Genomic DNA, 15327 nt, shown 5'->3' with positions numbered 1-15327 from the left:
GTTTGGCACTAAAGAACAACGACTATGAAAAAACTGCTTGTCTCTCTTGCGCTCGGCCTGAGCGTTCTCGCCGCCGGCACGACCGGCTTCGCACAGACGCCCGCCGCGCCTGCTGCAGCGCCCGCCGCATCCGCGCCGGCTGCCGCAGCACCCGCGGCCGCTCCCGCTGCTGCAGCGCCTGCCGCTGCCGCAGCAGCACCCGCCGCGGCCGAAGCAGCCCCTGCTGCCGCACCCGCGCCGTCCTTCAACAAGGGCGACACCAGCTGGATGATGCTGTCCACGCTGCTCGTCATCATGATGACCATCCCCGGCCTCGCGCTGTTCTACGGCGGCCTGGTCCGCAGCAAGAACATGCTGTCGGTGCTGATGCAGGTGATGGTCACCTTCTCGCTGATCGTGGTGCTGTGGCTCATCTACGGCTACAGCATTGCCTTCACCGAGGGGAACGCCTTCTTCGGCGGATTCGACCGGCTCTTCATGAAGGGGATCTTCGATCCGGCCACCGGCGTGTTCGCCGCTGGTGCAACCTTCAGCAAGGGCGTCTACATCCCCGAGCTGCTGTTCGCCGCCTTCCAGGCCACGTTCGCCGGCATCACCTGCTGCCTGATCGTGGGCGCCTTTGCGGAACGCGCCAAGTTCTCGGCCGTGCTGCTGTTCATGGTGATCTGGTTCACCTTCAGCTACGCACCGCTGGCCCACATGGTCTGGTTCTGGATGGGCCCTGACGCCTACACCGCCGCCAACGTGGTGGACGCACAGAACGCCAAGGCCGGCCTGATCTGGCAATGGGGCGCGCTGGACTTCGCAGGCGGCACCGTGGTGCACATCAACGCAGCCGTCGCCGGCCTCGTGGGCGCCTTCGTGATCGGCAAGCGCGTGGGCTACGGCAAGGAAGCCTTCACGCCGCACTCGCTCACGCTCACCATGGTCGGCGCCTCGCTGCTGTGGGTCGGCTGGTTCGGCTTCAACGCAGGTTCGGCCCTCGAAGCCGGCACCAGCGCCGTGCTCGCCTTCATGAACACCTTCTCGGCCACCGCCGCTGCCGTGCTCGCATGGTGCATCGGTGAAGCGCTGATGCGCGGCAAGGCCTCGATGCTGGGTGCCGCCTCGGGTGCCGTTGCAGGCCTCGTGGCCATCACCCCGGCCGCCGGCAACGTCGGCCTGATGGGTGCCCTCGTGATCGGCTTCGTCGCCGGCTTTGCCTGCCTCTGGGGCGTCAACGGTCTGAAGAAGCTGCTCGGCGCGGACGACTCGCTCGACGTGTTCGGCGTGCACGGTGTCGGCGGTATCGTCGGCGCGCTGCTCACCGGCGTGTTCAACACCCAGGCACTCGGCGGCCCCGGCCTCGTGGGCGACTGGGTCACGGCCAGCGTCGTGTCCAACGGCATCGGTGCCCAGGTCTGGATCCAGCTGAAGGGCGTGCTGCTGACCATCGTCTGGTCGGGCGTGGTGGCGTTCATCGCCTTCAAGATCGCCGACCTCACCATCGGCCTGCGTGTGTCGGAAGAAGAAGAGCGCGAAGGCCTCGACATCTCCGCCCACGGCGAGACTGCCTACAACCGTTGATCGGCCACTGCGGAGCCCTCCGGGGCTTCGCAGCCGGATGACCACCATCCTTTTTCTTCACAAGAACAATTCTTCGTCACGAGTTTTCAAGCGAGGTCTCCTTTGGATGTTCAGCCCGCGAGCGCTCCGGCGCCAGCGGGCTTTTTTTTGCCCGTCGCCGTCATCGCGAGGGGCACAATCGCCACACCATGTGGACCTCCATCGAAGACAGCCTCTGCGCGCTCGGCGAATCGCCGTTCTGGCACCCTGAAGAACGCGCCCTCTACTGGCTCGACATTCCGGGCCGCGCCGTGTTGCGAACGCGCGGCGACATCGGAACGCCATCCGCCACGGTCGAGCGATGGGCGCTCTCCACCGAACCCGGCTGCATGGCGCCGGCCAAAAGCGGCGGCCTCGTGATCGCGCTGCGCGACGGTATCTACCGTGCGCGCGAATGGGGCGGTGAACTGGTCGCGATGGCGCGCGTGGAGCACGACGTGCGCACCATGCGTTTCAACGACGGCAAGTGCGACCCGCTCGGGCGCTTCTGGGGCGGTTCGCTCAACGAGGCGAAAGACCGCGCCAACGCCGCGCTCTACTGCTTCGATGCGCGCCCCGGCACCGACATCGCGCCCACGCTTTCGCAGATGGCCAACGAGTCCACCACCGCCAACGGCCTCGCGTTCTCCCCCGACGCACGCACCCTCTACTGGGCCGACACCGCCGCGCACGTGGTGTGCGCGTGGGACTGGGACGCCGAAGCCAACGCGCTCTCGCACGCCCGCGTGTTCCACCAGTTCGATGCCAAGCCTGAAGGCTGGACGCCCGATTCGTCCGTTCGCTACGAAGGCCGTCCCGATGGTGCGACGGTCGATGCAGAGGGTCACTACTGGGTCGCCATGTTCGAAGGCGCGCAGCTGCTGCGCTTTGCGCCGTCCGGTGAAATCGTGGCCTCGGTGCCCGTGCCTGTTCAATGTCCGACCATGCCGTGCTTTGGTGGCGACGATCTGAAGACGTTGTTCGTCACCAGCGGTCGCAAGGGGCGGCCTGCGGCGGAGATCGAGCGGCTTCCCGCATCGGGCACCGTGATCTCGATGCGCGTCGATACGCCTGGGTTGCCCGTCAGCTTCTTCGAGGACTAGGGTGAGCCGTTCAGGGCGCGAGCACGCCGACGGGGTACCTTGCTCCGCGAATGTCCCCGGTGGCCTGTGCACTCGCCCCGAACAAGAGGCCAAAGCGTAGGACCATGGCCCTCCAGCACATCCCACCGATCCAGTGCCTCCTCACCTTCGAAGCCGTGGCCAGATTGCGCCACGCTGGTCGCGCAGCCGACGAGTTGTGCGTCACCCCCAGCGCAGTCAGCCACCGCATCAGGCAACTCGAAGCGCACGTCGGCTTCAAGCTTTTCGGCCGCAGTGATTTCAGCCTGACGGCCGACGGCGCTGCCTACCTCGCGAACGTGCGCACCGGCCTCGCCGCATTGCAGGCCACGCCACTCGCCAACGCCGCACCGCGTGCCACGCGCCTGCGCATTGCCGTCACACCCACCTTCAGCCGCCAGTTCCTGATGCCTCGGCTGGAACTGTTCCGCAACATCTACCCGGACATCGAACTCGTGCTGCAGGTGTCGATCCCGTTGCTCGACGTGACGGCGGAACAGGCCGACCTCGAAGTGCGCTACGGCACCGGCGCATATGCCGACTGCGAACACCGCCTGCTGCTCGAGGAAGAAGTGGTGCCCGCCTGCAGCCCCAGCTACCTCAACGAGTTCGGCCCGTTCGATGGCTTCCGCACCGCGGTCGAGATCGCGAGCGCGCGGCTCATCCGCAGCCCGCTCGAACCCTGGGGCACCTGGTTCGCGCACTGCGGTATCGACCAGCCCGAGCCGCATGTCGGCTCCCAGTTCAACGACCTGGGCCTGGTCTACGACGCGGCTGCGAGCGGCTTCGGCGTGGCGCTGGTGCGGCAGAAGATGGGCGCTGCGTGGTTCGAATCGGGGCGCCTCGTGGCGCTCTCTGACCTGGCGGTGCCGTCGCCGCACCGGCACACCATCTGCTGGCAGCCCGGCACGCTCGAGCGCTGGGAATGCGCGGCCTTCGTCGACTGGCTCGCGCAGAGCCTGCGCTGACGGTTTCGCTCCGGTTCGGTCCGCCGGCAAAGTTCTCTCAAGCGCCGCGCGAAAAAGCTTCAACCCGGTGCGGCCGCATTTCCGTAGAGTGCGGTACACCACGAGACATCCGCCAGAACAAGAGAAAGACGAGGCCCGCCGCATGAATGCGCCGCTCACTGCCGTCCAGAACGACTCGCTACAGAAAACGGAGCGCCAGTCGCAGGTGGTGCGCGCGCTGCAAGCGCACTTGCCCGCGCATGCGTTGATCTGGCACGCCGAGGACACCACGCCCTACGAGTGCGACGGCCTCACCGCTTACCGGCAGCGGCCGCTCGTCGTGGCCCTGCCCGAGACCGAGGCGCAGGTCGCCGCCGTACTCAAGACCTGCCATCAGCTTTCTGTGCCGGTGGTTGCGCGCGGCGCGGGTACCGGGCTCTCGGGCGGCGCGATGCCGCATGCACTGGGCGTGACGCTTTCGCTCGCCAAGTTCAACCGCATCCTGAAGATCGATCCGGTGAGCCGCACGGCCGTCGTGCAGTGCGGCGTGCGCAACCTCGCGATCAGCGAGACGGCTGCCCCCTTCAACCTCTACTACGCACCCGACCCGTCGAGCCAGATCGCCTGCACCATCGGCGGCAACGTGGCCGAGAACTCGGGCGGCGTGCATTGCCTGAAATACGGCCTCACGCTGCACAACGTGCTGCGCGTGCGCGGCTTCACCGCGGAGGGCGACGCCATCGAATTCGGCGGCGAGGCGCTCGATGCGCCGGGGCTCGACCTGCTCGCGCTGGTCATCGGCAGCGAAGGCATGCTGGCCGTGACCACCGAAGTCACCGTCAAGCTCGTGCCCAAGCCGCAGCTCGCGCGCTGCATCATGGCCAGCTTCGACGATGTGCGCAAAGCCGGCGATGCGGTCGCGGCGGTGATCGCGGCCGGCATCATTCCCGCAGGGCTCGAGATGATGGACAAGCCCATGACCGCCGCCGTCGAGGACTTCGTGCGCGCGGGCTACGACCTGGACGCCGCCGCCATCCTGCTGTGCGAATCCGACGGCACGCCCGAAGAAGTGGAAGAAGAAATCGGCCGCATGACCGCCGTGCTGCGCGGCTGCGGCGCCACTGCCATCGCGGTAAGCAACAGCGAAGAAGAGCGCATGAAATTCTGGAGCGGCCGCAAGAACGCCTTTCCGGCGTCGGGCCGCATCAGCCCCGACTACATGTGCCTGGATTCGACCATCCCGCGCAAGCGGCTGGCGGACATCCTGCTTGCGATTCAGGAGATGGAGAAAAAGTACAACCTGCGCTGCTGCAACGTGTTCCACGCGGGCGACGGCAACCTGCATCCGCTGGTGCTGTTCGATGCGAACGACCCCGACGAGCTGCACCGCTGCGAGCTCTTCGGCGCCGACATCCTGGAGACCAGCGTCGCGATGGGCGGCACGGTGTCGGGGGAGCACGGCGTGGGCGTGGAGAAGCTCAACAGCATGTGCGTGCAGTTCACCGCGGCCGAGAACGAGCAGATGTTCGGCGTGAAGCGCGCCTTCGATCCAGCCGGGCTGCTGAATCCCGGCAAGGTGATCCCGACGCTGCAGCGCTGTGCCGAATACGGCAAGCAGGTGGTGCGCGGGGGGAGGCTGCCGCATCCCGATCTGCCGCGCTTCTGAGAACAACAAGAAGAGACCATGGATCAAGCCCTCAGCCAGATCGTCGAGCGCATCCGCGCCGCAGCCGCCGACGCCACGCCCCTTTGCATTCGCGGTGGCGGCACCAAGGATTTCTACGGCGAGGCGCTGCAAGGCAGCATCCTCGACACCACAGCGCTCGCGGGCATCACGAGCTACGAGCCGAGCGAGCTTGTCGTCACCGTGCGCGCCGGCACGCCGCTCGCCGAACTCGAAGCCGCATTGGCCGAGAAGGGGCAATGCCTGCCCTTCGAGCCGCCGCACTTCGGCAGCAACGGCACGGTGGGCGGCATGGTCGCCGCCGGCTTGAGCGGCCCCGCGCGCGCCAGCGTGGGCGCGGTGCGCGACTACGTGCTCGGCGCCACGCTCGTCAACGGCCGCGCAGAGGTGTTGAGCTTCGGCGGACAGGTGATGAAGAACGTCGCGGGCTACGACGTCTCGCGCGTGCTGGCCGGCTCGCTCGGCACGCTGGGCGTGATCGCCGAAGTGAGCCTCAAGGTGCTGCCCGTCGCGCCCGCCGAGGCCACGCTGGAGTTCGCGTGCAGCCAGGCCGATGCGCTGCGCCTGCTCAACGAATGGGGCGGCCGGCCGTTGCCGCTGAATGCGAGTTGCTGGTTCGAATACGCGGGCGCCGGCGTGCTCTACCTGCGATTGCGTGGCGCGGTCGCGGCCGTGGAGGCGGCGTGCACGCACCTCGGCGGCGAGCGCAAGGACAACGCACGCGCCGCGGCCGACTGGCAGGCGCTGCGCGACCAGCAGTTGTCGTGGTTCGGCATCGCCGATGGGCCGGATGCACTCTGGCGTCTCTCGGTGCCGCAGACCGCACCGGCGCTCGCCATCGACGGCAACGCGCCGCTGATCGAATGGCACGGCGGACAGCGCTGGTACAAGGCGCCGCCAGATCGAGCCGCACGCATTCGCGAGATTGCGCACGCGGCGGGCGGGCATGCCACGTTGTTCAGAGCACCCGCTTCCAATATCTCCCGCTTCGATGCAATGAGCGCTCCGATCGCCCGCATCCACCGCGCGCTGATGCACGAGTTCGATCCGCACCGCATCTTCAATCGCGGCCGGCTCTTCGCAGACGAATAGGAAAAGAAACGACACCCCCGCGATGCAAACCGAACTCGCCCCCGAATTCCGCGACACCGACGAAGGCCGCGAGGCCGAAGCCATCCTGCGCAAGTGCGTGCACTGCGGCTTCTGCACAGCCACCTGTCCGACCTACCAGCTGCTGGGCGACGAGCTCGACGGCCCGCGCGGGCGCATCTACCTCATCAAGCAGGTGCTCGAAGGCAAGGCGCCGACGCGCAGCACGCAACTGCACCTGGACCGGTGCCTGACCTGCCGCAACTGCGAGAGCACCTGCCCGAGCGGCGTGCAGTACGGCAACCTCGTGGACATCGGCCGCAGGATCGTCGACGAGAAGGTGCCGCGTCCCGCGATGGAATCGGCCACGCGCTGGCTGCTGAAGGAAGGCTTGCCGTCGCCGCTCTTCGGCCCTGCGATGAAGCTCGGGCAATCGGTGCGCGGCTTGTTGCCCGATGCGCTCAAGGCCAAGGTGCCCGTCAGGCAGGAAGCCGGCGCCTGGCCCACCGCCACGCATGCACGCAAGGTGCTGATGCTCGCGGGCTGCGTGCAGCCGTCGATGATGCCCAACATCAACAGCGCCACCGCGCGCGTGCTCGATGCGGCCGGCATCCAGGTCGTGATCGCGAAGGAGGCCGGCTGTTGCGGCGCGGTGAAATTCCACCTCAACGACCAGGAGGGCGGCAAGGCGCAGATGCGCGCCAACATCGATGCGTGGTGGCCGCAGGTCGAACGCAACGAAGTCGAGGCCATCGTGATGAACGCGTCGGGCTGCGGCGTCACCGTGCGCGACTACGGCCACCTGCTGCAGCACGACGCGGCCTACGCGGCGAAGGCCGCACGCATCAGCGAACTGACGCGCGACCTGAGCGAGCTGCTGCCCGATCTCGTGCCCGCATTGAAGGCACGCGTGCGTGCACCTGAAGGCGTGGTCGCCTATCACCCGCCGTGCACGCTGCAGCATGGCCAGAAGCTGCGCGGCGGCGTCGAGACGCACCTGCGCGCGCTGGGCTTCGATGTGCGCGTGGCCATGAACGAATCGCACCTGTGCTGTGGCTCGGCCGGCACGTATTCGGTGTTGCAGCCCGAGCTGGCCTACCCGCTGCGCGACCGCAAGCTGGGGCACCTGAAGCAGCTGCAGCCCACCACCATCGCCTCGGCCAACATCGGCTGCATCACGCACCTGCAAAGCGGCAGCGGGGAAACGCCGGTGCGGCACTGGGTGGAGCTGCTGGACGCCGCATTGAACGCGCAGGGTAGGGCCTGATCGCACAGCAGCGCAGGGCGTGGTCCGACTCCCGCTGCGGGCGTTGGCGGCGCAACATGGCAGCACCGAATCTGCAAGGAGCCTGTGCCATGTCCCACCCTATTCAACTTCCGCTGCGACGCGTTCTGCTGGCCTGTGCTTGCGCGGCCGGTGCCGTGGCGGCGCACGCCCAGTCCGGGATGCCTGCATGGCAGGGCGAGGGCTCGACGCGCTACGTCTGCGGCGGCATCGGCTCCGACGAATCGAACGCGATGCGCGCGGCCATGAAAGAGCATCCGCTCTCGCTGCTGTTCGCGCGCGCCGACGGCGCCTACATGGCCAGCGTGGACGTCGCGATCAAGGGCGGCAATGCCAACTCGTCCGCCGCCATGGCCTTTCGCGCCGGCGGGCCGGTCTGCCTGATCGACATTCCCGATGGGCGCTACACCATCGACGTCACCGCGCCCGGCGGAGAAGCCAAGAGCCAGACGGTGACGGTGGGCGGCGGCGCGAAGACCGCCAGCTTCCGCTTCTGAAGAGGGCGGTCAGCCCGCTGCGAGCGCCGCCTCGACATCGCGCGTGAGCGAGGCGGGTGTGTCGAGCGGTGCATAGCGCTTGAGCACCGTGCCGTCGCGCCCGACGAGGAACTTGGTGAAGTTCCACTTGATGGCCGTGAGGCCCAGCAGGCCCGGCTTCTCCTTGGTGAGCCATTGGTAGAGCGGCGCGGCATTGCTGCCGTTCACGTCGATCTTCTCCATCATCGGAAAACTCACGCCGTAGTTCTTGGTGCAGAAGGCGCCGATTTCCTCATTGGTGCCCGGGTCCTGCGAGCCGAACTGGTTCGACGGAAAGCCCAGCACCGCAAGGCCCTGGTCGGCGTACTTCTCGTGCAGCATCTCCAGCCCGGCGAACTGCGGCGTGAAGCCGCATTTGCTCGCCGTGTTGACGATCAGCAGCACCTTGCCCTTGAAGGCGGAGAGCTTCACCGGCTTGCCGTCGATCTGGTTGGCCTCGAAGTCGTAGACGCTGGTCATGGGGTCTCCTCAGTGAGTGGCGCAAGCGCTGGAGCGCGCGATCATCGCCCCGCACGGGCGTTCGCGCAAACGCCGACCAGACCGCGCCCGCCACGATCAGCGCACCGCCCAGGAGGATGCGCGAGTCCATGGTGGCCGCGCCCAGCGCCACCGACGAGACGCTGGCGAACAGCACTTCCGACAACATGATCACCGAGGCCGCGCTGGAGGTGAGCCGCGCGGCACCGTACTGCAGGCACACATTGGCCACGATGAAGCCGCTGCCCAGCAGTACCGCCCAGCCGAGCCAGCCGGGTGTGGCCAGCAGCGGGGAGGCGATGCCGCCGACGCTGGAGCCGATCAGGGCCGTGGTGCCGCCCACTACGGCGCAGCCGCAGAACATCGCCAGCGCGCGCGACTCCCCCGGCGCTTCGCGCAGATGGCGCAACGTGATGTTCGTCACCGCGAAACTGAAGCCCGCCGCCACGCCCAGCCAGTCGGACAGGCTCGACGGCACGGGCCAGTCGGTGCCGGGCGCCTTGAGCACCACGACCACGCCGGTCAGCGCCAGTGCCACCCGAGCGAGCGCGCCGCCTGTGGGGCGTTCACCGAGCAGCAGCCAGGCCAGCAGCACGTTCCACAGCGGCATCAGGTAGAACAGCAGCACCACGCGCACCACATCGCCCTGTGTCGCGGCCCAGTTGAAGCCCATGTTGGTGAAGCCCGCCGCAAGGCCCAGCACCATCAGCATCGGGAACGCCGTGAAGGCCTTCCATGCATGCCGGCGCAGGAGCCCCATCGCGACCGCGATGACCAGGTAGATCAGGCAGGTGGTCCACAGCGGATGCAGCCCGTGGCCGGCGAGCTGGCGGAACGGAAACCAGGAAACGCCCCAGACGAAGGCGTTGAAGACAAGTGCGAGCGCGGGCATTGCGGCGTTGGAAAGGTGAAGGCTTCGGCGCGCCGGCCGTCTCACCAACGCAGTTGCGCGAGGTCAGTGATGTTTGTCGCTGCGGGCGATGGCCAAGAGGTGCTCGACTTCTTCCGGGTACTTCTTCAGGTTGTTCTCGTGCCAGCGCTTGATGAGCCACATGCAGCCCGCCACCACGAGGCCGAAGGCGCTGATCGCGCCGTAGGCCGACAGACCCAGCCCGGTACACACGCTGTAGAAGCCGCCCAGCAGAAGAATGCAGGCCTGCTCGTTGAAGTTCTGCACCGCGATCGAGCGGCCCGCGCCCATCAGGTTGTGGCCGCGGTGTTGCAGCAACGCATTCATCGGCACCACCAGGAAGCCGCCGAGGCCACCCAGGATGATGAGGAACGGCACCGCCAGCCACACGTTGCCGATGAAGTTCATGCAGATGACCATCAGCCCCATCGCGATGCCCATCGGGATCACGCGGGTGGCCATGTCCAGCCGCATGCGCATCGAGGCCACGATGGCGCCCACGGCCGTGCCGATGGTCACTACGCCGGTGAGCGCCGAGGCCTGCGTCGTGTTGTAGCCCAGTGCCAGCGATGCCCAGGCCAGCACGATGTACTTGAGGTTGCCGCCCGCGCCCCAGAAGAGCGTGGTGGTGGCCAGCGAGATCTGGCCCAGGCGGTCGCGCCACAGGCGCGCATTGCAATGCCAGAAGTCGGGCAGCAGCGCGGCGATGTTGCGCGCGAAGCTGTGCTCGGGGTTGGAGCGCAGCGGGCGCATCTCGACGCCGGTGTGCGGGATGCGCGTGTTGAACCAGGCGGCCAGCATGTAGACCAGGATCAGCACCGAGATCGCCGCTTCGGCCGGCGAGTCGATGCCCGTGTCGATGAACGGAAAGTCGAAAGCCAGCAGCTTGGCGGAGATCGCATGGCCGACCAGCGTGCCGCCGAGCACGATGCCCAGCAGGATGGAGGCAATGGTCAGCCCTTCGATCCACCCGTTGGCCTTGACCAGCTGCGAGGCGGGCAGCAGCTCGGTGAGGATGCCGTACTTGGCGGGCGAGTAGGCTGCGGCGCCCAGGCCCACGATGGAGTACGACAGAAGGGGGTGCGAGCCGAACAGCATCATCAGGCAGCCGATCACCTTGATCGCATTGCTGATGAACATCACCTTGCCCTTGGGCAGCGCATCCGCGAACGCACCGACCAGCGGCGCGAGCACCACATAGAAGACCGCGAAGATCGGCACCAGGGCCGCGCGTTGCCATTCGGGCGCGCCCGAACTTCGCATGAGATCGACGGCAACAACGAAAAGCGCTTGGTCGGCCAGCGACGAAAAGAACTGGGCCGACATGATCGTGTAGAAACCGCGCTTCATCGATGGGCTGGCTGGCCAGAGGGGTCTGCTGGCGGTAGTGAAAAAGTGTCGCGTCCGGAGCGAATGGGCGGTTATAGCATGGGGGTACGACGCGGAAATGGGCATCCCTTCCGTATTCGACCCCATTCCCGGAAATGCTAAAACGTGGTCTGAACTTCCCCCCAGTCCGCCTGCAGCCTGCCCAGAGCACCCCATGCCGCGCCCCATTCTCGCCACCGTCCACACCGCAGCCCTCCGCAACAACCTCGAGCGGGTCCGCCGCTCGGCCCTCGACGCCCGTGTCTGGGCGGTGGTCAAGGCCAACGCCTATGGCCACGGCATCGAGCGGGTCTATGAAGGCCTGCGCGGCGCCGACGGTTTTGCGCTGCTCGATCTGGCCGAGGCCGAGCGCGTGCGCGCCTTGGGCTGGCGCGGTCCGGTGCTGCTGCTCGAAGGCGTGTTCGATGCGCGCGACCTGGAGCTTTGCTCGCGCCTGGACCTCTGGCACACCGTGCATTGCGACGAGCAGATCGACATGCTCGCGGCGCACAAGACCCTGAAGCCGCAGCGTGTTTTCCTGAAGATGAACTCGGGCATGAACCGCCTGGGCTTCACGCCCGAGCGCTTCGGCTCGGCCTGGACGCGCCTGAACGCGCTCACGCAGGTCGACGAGATTTCGCTGATGACGCACTTCAGCGATGCCGACGGCGCCCGCGGCATTGCGCACCAGCTCGAGGCCTTCGAGCGCGCGACGCGCGACCTGCCGGGCGAGCGCTCCATCGCCAACAGCGCCGCCACCCTGCGCCACCCCGATCAGACGCGCGGCGACTGGGTGCGCCCCGGCATCATTCTGTACGGCAGCGCCCCCGACTTCCCGGTGAACGACGCGGCGCACTGGCAGCTGCAGCCGACGATGACGCTGTCGACGCAACTGCTCTCGGTGCAGACGCTCAAGGCCGGCGACACCATCGGCTACGGCTCCAACTTCACGGCCGAAGGGCCGCTCACCATCGGCATCGCCGCGGTCGGCTATGCCGACGGCTATCCGCGCCACTGCAACACCGGCACGCCGGTGCTGGTGAACGGCGTGCGCACCCGCATGGTGGGGCGCGTGAGCATGGACATGATCACCGTCGACCTCACGCCGGTGCCCGATGCGAAGTTCGGCTCCGAGGTCACGCTGTGGGGCCGCTCGACGGTCACCGATGCGGTGCTCTCCATCGATGAAGTCGCGCAGGCCGCGGGCACCGTCGGCTACGAACTCATGTGCGCCGTGGCGCAACGCGTGCCTTTCGCCGCTCCCGCCGACGAATGAAGATTCTTTCCAACTGGCGCTCGGTGCGCCTTTGGGAAACGGAGGTCGAGCGCGACCTGCACCGCAACTACAGCCTGCGCACGCACGGCATCCTGATCGGTACGTTCACGCTCCTCTTGATGTGGGCCGTGTCGGCGCTGCAGATGCACCTGTTGCATGTGGACTCGCTGGCGGTTCGCTATTTCCTCACGCTGGGCGTGGGGTATCTGGGCTACCTGCTGGTGCTGCGCTGGTGGGCGAAGCGGTTGGTCGAGGGGCGCAGCGTCGATGTCGATGCCAATGCCGATGCCGATGCGCCCGATATGGACTTCAGCGGCGGAAGCTCGTGCGATCACGTGAGCGTTGCCGACGCCGCCGATGGCGGCAGCGTGCTGTCCGACGTGGCCGGTGGCGTGCTCGACGTGGCGGGCGGCGCGGACGAAGGCGCCATCATCGTGGTGCCGGTGCTTGCCATCTTCGCGATCTGCGTGGCCGTGCTGTTCGGCGCCGGCTATCTTGCGCTCTTGTACTTCAGTTGGGACGCGCTGCTGGCCGTGGCGGTCGAGGTGGCGTTCTCGTATGTCTCGGCTCGCGCCGCGGTGCGCGTGGCGCGCGAGGGCTGGTTGATGGCCGCGGTGCGGCTGACCTGGAAGCCGCTGCTCGGCGCGGTGATCTCCGCCGTGATCCTGGGCGCCGTGCTCGACCGCTTCATGCCGCAGGTCAATTCCTTGCCCGAGGCGGTGCGGGTCTTGCTCAAGAAGCACTGAGCTTCTTGTGCTGGCGACTCGCCGGGCACCACGCGATGCCGGCGCTGACGCTCACCGCGGTGCAGTCGGGTGTGATGGCGGTCGGTGCGATGGCGATATCGCTCGTTGCCTCCAACGGCGCCTGGCACATGCCGCCCGCAACGGCTTCCTTCTGGTGGGGCATGGCGTACCTCGTGCTGCTGTGCACGGTGTTCGCCTTCTTCGCGCAGAACCATGCGGCCTCGCGCTCGAGCCCGAGCCGGGTGTCGCTGCTGATGGGGAGCGAGCCGGTGTTCGGTGCGCTGATCGCGGTGTACGGGTTCGGGGAAACGGTCGGGGTGTGGGGGTGGGCCGGCGGGTTGTTGATCGTGGGGGCGGCGTGGTGGGTGACGATGCCGCAGAAGCCTGTTGTACGGCCGCAAATCCCGTGAATTTGTAGCCGTGCGGTGTCGAGCAGTGCCCTCCGCCCAATGAAAATGCCGGCCGGAGGAAGAACAACCCAAATGATCTCGACGCACAAGACCCGCGCTGCATTCACTGCTTGCAGCATTGCGATGGCAACCCTTGGCTTCTCGGCGTACGCCGCAGAGCCGGACGTGCCGGCGCCACCCGCCCCGTCCGCGGCGATTGCCGCGGACATTCCCGCTCTCTCGCAGCCATCCGTTGCGCCGCCCGCTGAAGCGGCAGTCGCGCCGCAGACCCGCGTGCGCTTCAACCGCGCCGCCTACAAGTCGGGCATCGAACGGCTTCGCGTGGTCCGGCGCGAGAACACGGGCAACCAGATTGCAGGGCAGATCGCGCTGAACGTGGCGCTGTCGCTGATCGCCGGCGGGGTGTCCGTCGGCGCGCAAGGCTTCTCGAAAGACGAACTCGCGGGCACGACGCTGGAAGAGCTCAAGGACGATCCGGTGAGCGCCAACCCGGCCATCGTCGAACTCACCGACGCCCTGAGCAAGGTCGCCACCGACATCTACCGCAAGCGTGCCGAGGCTGCGCATGCCCTCGCGCTGACCGACGGCTCCACGCCCGAGGAAATCGAGGAGGCCGGTCGCGTGCAGAAGGAAGCCGACACGCCGCTGAACCCGGGCGCCTGGCACCTGGTCTACGAGAACCTGACGGGAACGGACGAGTTGTTCCGCCTGAAGTTCGGCGCCCAGCTCGGCCGCGCGGGCTTCATGCGACCGCCGGCTGCGTGCTTCTACCAGTCGGAACCCATCGCCTGGACGCAATGGCAAGCCGACAACTGGCAGCGGCTGCGCGAGGAGCGCGCCAAGGCGGTGGCGAGCTGCACCGAGACGCTGGCCGCCACGCCCGAGAAGTTTTGGTAAGCGGAGCGGCGCTCAGTACAGGCCGAGCTGCCGCGTTCTCAACCGCGCCAGCCCCAGCAGCGCATCGGTGAACGGCGTGGCCACGCCCGTCAGCACACCCAGCTCGCGCACCACCGTCACCAGCGCATCGAGTTCCACCGAGCGCCCGGCTTCCACGTCCTGAAGCATCGAAGTCTTGAACGCGCCGAGTTTCTTGGTCACCTCGTGACGGTCTTCGGGGCTCTGCGTGATCTCGATGCCGATGCGGCGCCCGATCTCCTTGGCTTCGAGCATCACGGCCGAGATGAACCCGCGCACATAGTCGTCGCCCATGATGAGGTCGGTGGTGGCACCGGTCAGCGCGCTGATCGGGTTCACCGTCATGTTGCCCCAGAGCTTGAACCACACGTCCTTCTGGATCTGCGGCGACAGCGTGGTGTTGATGCCCGCGCGGGTCAGCAGCTCGACCAGTGCCTGCACGCGCGGCGTGGCTTCGCCCGAAGGCTCGCCGACTATCAGCCCGTTGCCGAAGTGATGCCGCACCACGCCCGGCCCGTCGAGCGAGCAGCTCGCGTGCACCACGCAGCCGATCACGTTGCGGGCCGGAATGGCCTTGGCGATGGCGCCATCGGGGTCGACCGCCGCCAGCCGGTGGCCCGTGATCTCGCCGCCGAAGCCGCCTTCGAGAAACCACCACGGCACGCCGTTCATCGCGACCAGCACGATGGTGTCGGGCCCGATCAGCGGCCCGATGCGTTCGGCCACGGCGGCCAGCGCGGGCGCCTTCACGGCGATGACCACCAGGTCCTGCTCGCCGAGCGCCTCGGGGTCGGCCACTGCGTTGACGGGCACGCGCGTGCGCACGTCGCCGCGCATCAGCGAGAGGCCGTCCTGCTGCAGGGCTTCGAGCGTGGCGCCGCGCGCCACCACATTGAGCCGTTCGCCGGCCTGCGCGAGGCCGGCACCGATCCAGCCGCCGATCGCGCCGGCGCCGTAAATACAAATCTTCATGGGAAAG

General features: G+C 67.5%; 14 protein-coding genes and 1 pseudogene. 11 read left to right on the top strand and 4 right to left on the bottom strand.

Annotation, left to right across the window (positions count from 1 at the left end):
* Positions 1 to 24 precede the first annotated feature (24 nt).
* The 7 genes from NU688_RS29870 to NU688_RS29840 all read left to right on the top strand — a co-directional run bounded on the left by NU688_RS29870 (position 25) and on the right by NU688_RS29840 (position 8207).
* A complete protein-coding gene (locus NU688_RS29870; RefSeq protein WP_257864453.1) occupies positions 25 to 1566 on the top strand; it encodes an ammonium transporter in 1542 nt (513 codons plus the stop codon).
* 188 nt (positions 1567 to 1754) lie between these two features.
* Positions 1755 to 2687, top strand: a complete 933-nt coding sequence (locus NU688_RS29865; protein WP_257864452.1) for an SMP-30/gluconolactonase/LRE family protein — start codon at positions 1755 to 1757, stop codon at positions 2685 to 2687.
* 104 nt (positions 2688 to 2791) lie between these two features.
* Positions 2792 to 3673 (top strand): LysR substrate-binding domain-containing protein, encoded by an 882-nt coding sequence (locus NU688_RS29860; RefSeq protein ID WP_257864451.1) that lies wholly within the window; start codon positions 2792 to 2794, stop codon positions 3671 to 3673.
* Positions 3674 to 3815: 142 nt separating this feature from the next.
* Positions 3816 to 5318, top strand: a complete 1503-nt coding sequence (locus NU688_RS29855) for an FAD-linked oxidase C-terminal domain-containing protein (RefSeq protein ID WP_257864450.1) — start codon at positions 3816 to 3818, stop codon at positions 5316 to 5318.
* Positions 5319 to 5336: 18 nt separating this feature from the next.
* Positions 5337 to 6428 (top strand): glycolate oxidase subunit GlcE, encoded by a 1092-nt coding sequence (glcE, locus tag NU688_RS29850; RefSeq protein ID WP_257864449.1) that lies wholly within the window; start codon positions 5337 to 5339, stop codon positions 6426 to 6428.
* A 22-nt stretch (positions 6429 to 6450) separates the two neighbouring features.
* Positions 6451 to 7692, top strand: coding sequence for a glycolate oxidase subunit GlcF (glcF, locus tag NU688_RS29845; RefSeq protein WP_257864448.1), 1242 nt, complete (start codon positions 6451 to 6453; stop codon positions 7690 to 7692).
* Positions 7693 to 7781: 89 nt separating this feature from the next.
* Positions 7782 to 8207, top strand: a complete 426-nt coding sequence (locus NU688_RS29840) for a carboxypeptidase regulatory-like domain-containing protein (protein WP_257864447.1) — start codon at positions 7782 to 7784, stop codon at positions 8205 to 8207.
* Positions 8208 to 8216: 9 nt separating this feature from the next.
* Here NU688_RS29840 and NU688_RS29835 read toward each other — a convergent pair whose 3' ends face one another.
* From NU688_RS29835 to lplT, 3 genes and pseudogenes are all read right to left on the bottom strand, one after another.
* Positions 8217 to 8705, bottom strand: coding sequence for a glutathione peroxidase (locus NU688_RS29835; RefSeq protein WP_257864446.1), 489 nt, complete (start codon positions 8703 to 8705; stop codon positions 8217 to 8219).
* A 37-nt stretch (positions 8706 to 8742) separates the two neighbouring features.
* Positions 8743 to 9615 (bottom strand): annotated as a pseudogene (locus NU688_RS29830) (DMT family transporter); the annotation flags it as partial.
* Positions 9616 to 9678: 63 nt separating this feature from the next.
* Complete coding sequence (gene lplT / locus NU688_RS29825) at positions 9679 to 10983, bottom strand: lysophospholipid transporter LplT (protein WP_257864445.1); 1305 nt, start codon at positions 10981 to 10983, stop codon at positions 9679 to 9681.
* A 193-nt stretch (positions 10984 to 11176) separates the two neighbouring features.
* Between lplT and alr the strand changes: the two genes are divergently transcribed.
* The 4 genes from alr (at position 11177) to NU688_RS29805 (ending at position 14330) form a co-directional block, all read left to right on the top strand.
* Complete coding sequence (gene alr, locus NU688_RS29820; RefSeq protein ID WP_257864444.1) at positions 11177 to 12277, top strand: alanine racemase; 1101 nt, start codon at positions 11177 to 11179, stop codon at positions 12275 to 12277.
* On the top strand, positions 12274 to 13023 hold the full coding sequence (locus tag NU688_RS29815) for a hypothetical protein (RefSeq protein ID WP_257864443.1): 750 nt from the start codon (positions 12274 to 12276) through the stop codon (positions 13021 to 13023). The genes alr and NU688_RS29815 overlap by 4 nt, the downstream gene beginning before the upstream one ends.
* A 5-nt stretch (positions 13024 to 13028) precedes the next feature.
* Entirely contained in the window at positions 13029 to 13433 is a 405-nt protein-coding gene (locus NU688_RS29810; protein ID WP_374684707.1) for a DMT family transporter, read from the top strand.
* 123 nt (positions 13434 to 13556) lie between these two features.
* Entirely contained in the window at positions 13557 to 14330 is a 774-nt protein-coding gene (locus NU688_RS29805; protein WP_257864441.1) for a hypothetical protein, read from the top strand.
* 12 nt (positions 14331 to 14342) lie between these two features.
* Here NU688_RS29805 and NU688_RS29800 read toward each other — a convergent pair whose 3' ends face one another.
* A complete protein-coding gene (locus NU688_RS29800; RefSeq protein WP_257864440.1) occupies positions 14343 to 15320 on the bottom strand; it encodes a 2-dehydropantoate 2-reductase in 978 nt (325 codons plus the stop codon).
* Between the last annotated feature and the right edge of the window lie 7 nt (positions 15321 to 15327).

The organism is Variovorax sp. ZS18.2.2 (genome assembly GCF_024701975.1).
Taxonomy (GTDB): Bacteria; Pseudomonadota; Gammaproteobacteria; order Burkholderiales; family Burkholderiaceae_C; genus Variovorax.
The sequence above is the reverse complement of the archived record's forward strand: the minus strand, read 5'-3'. Positions and strand labels throughout refer to the sequence as shown.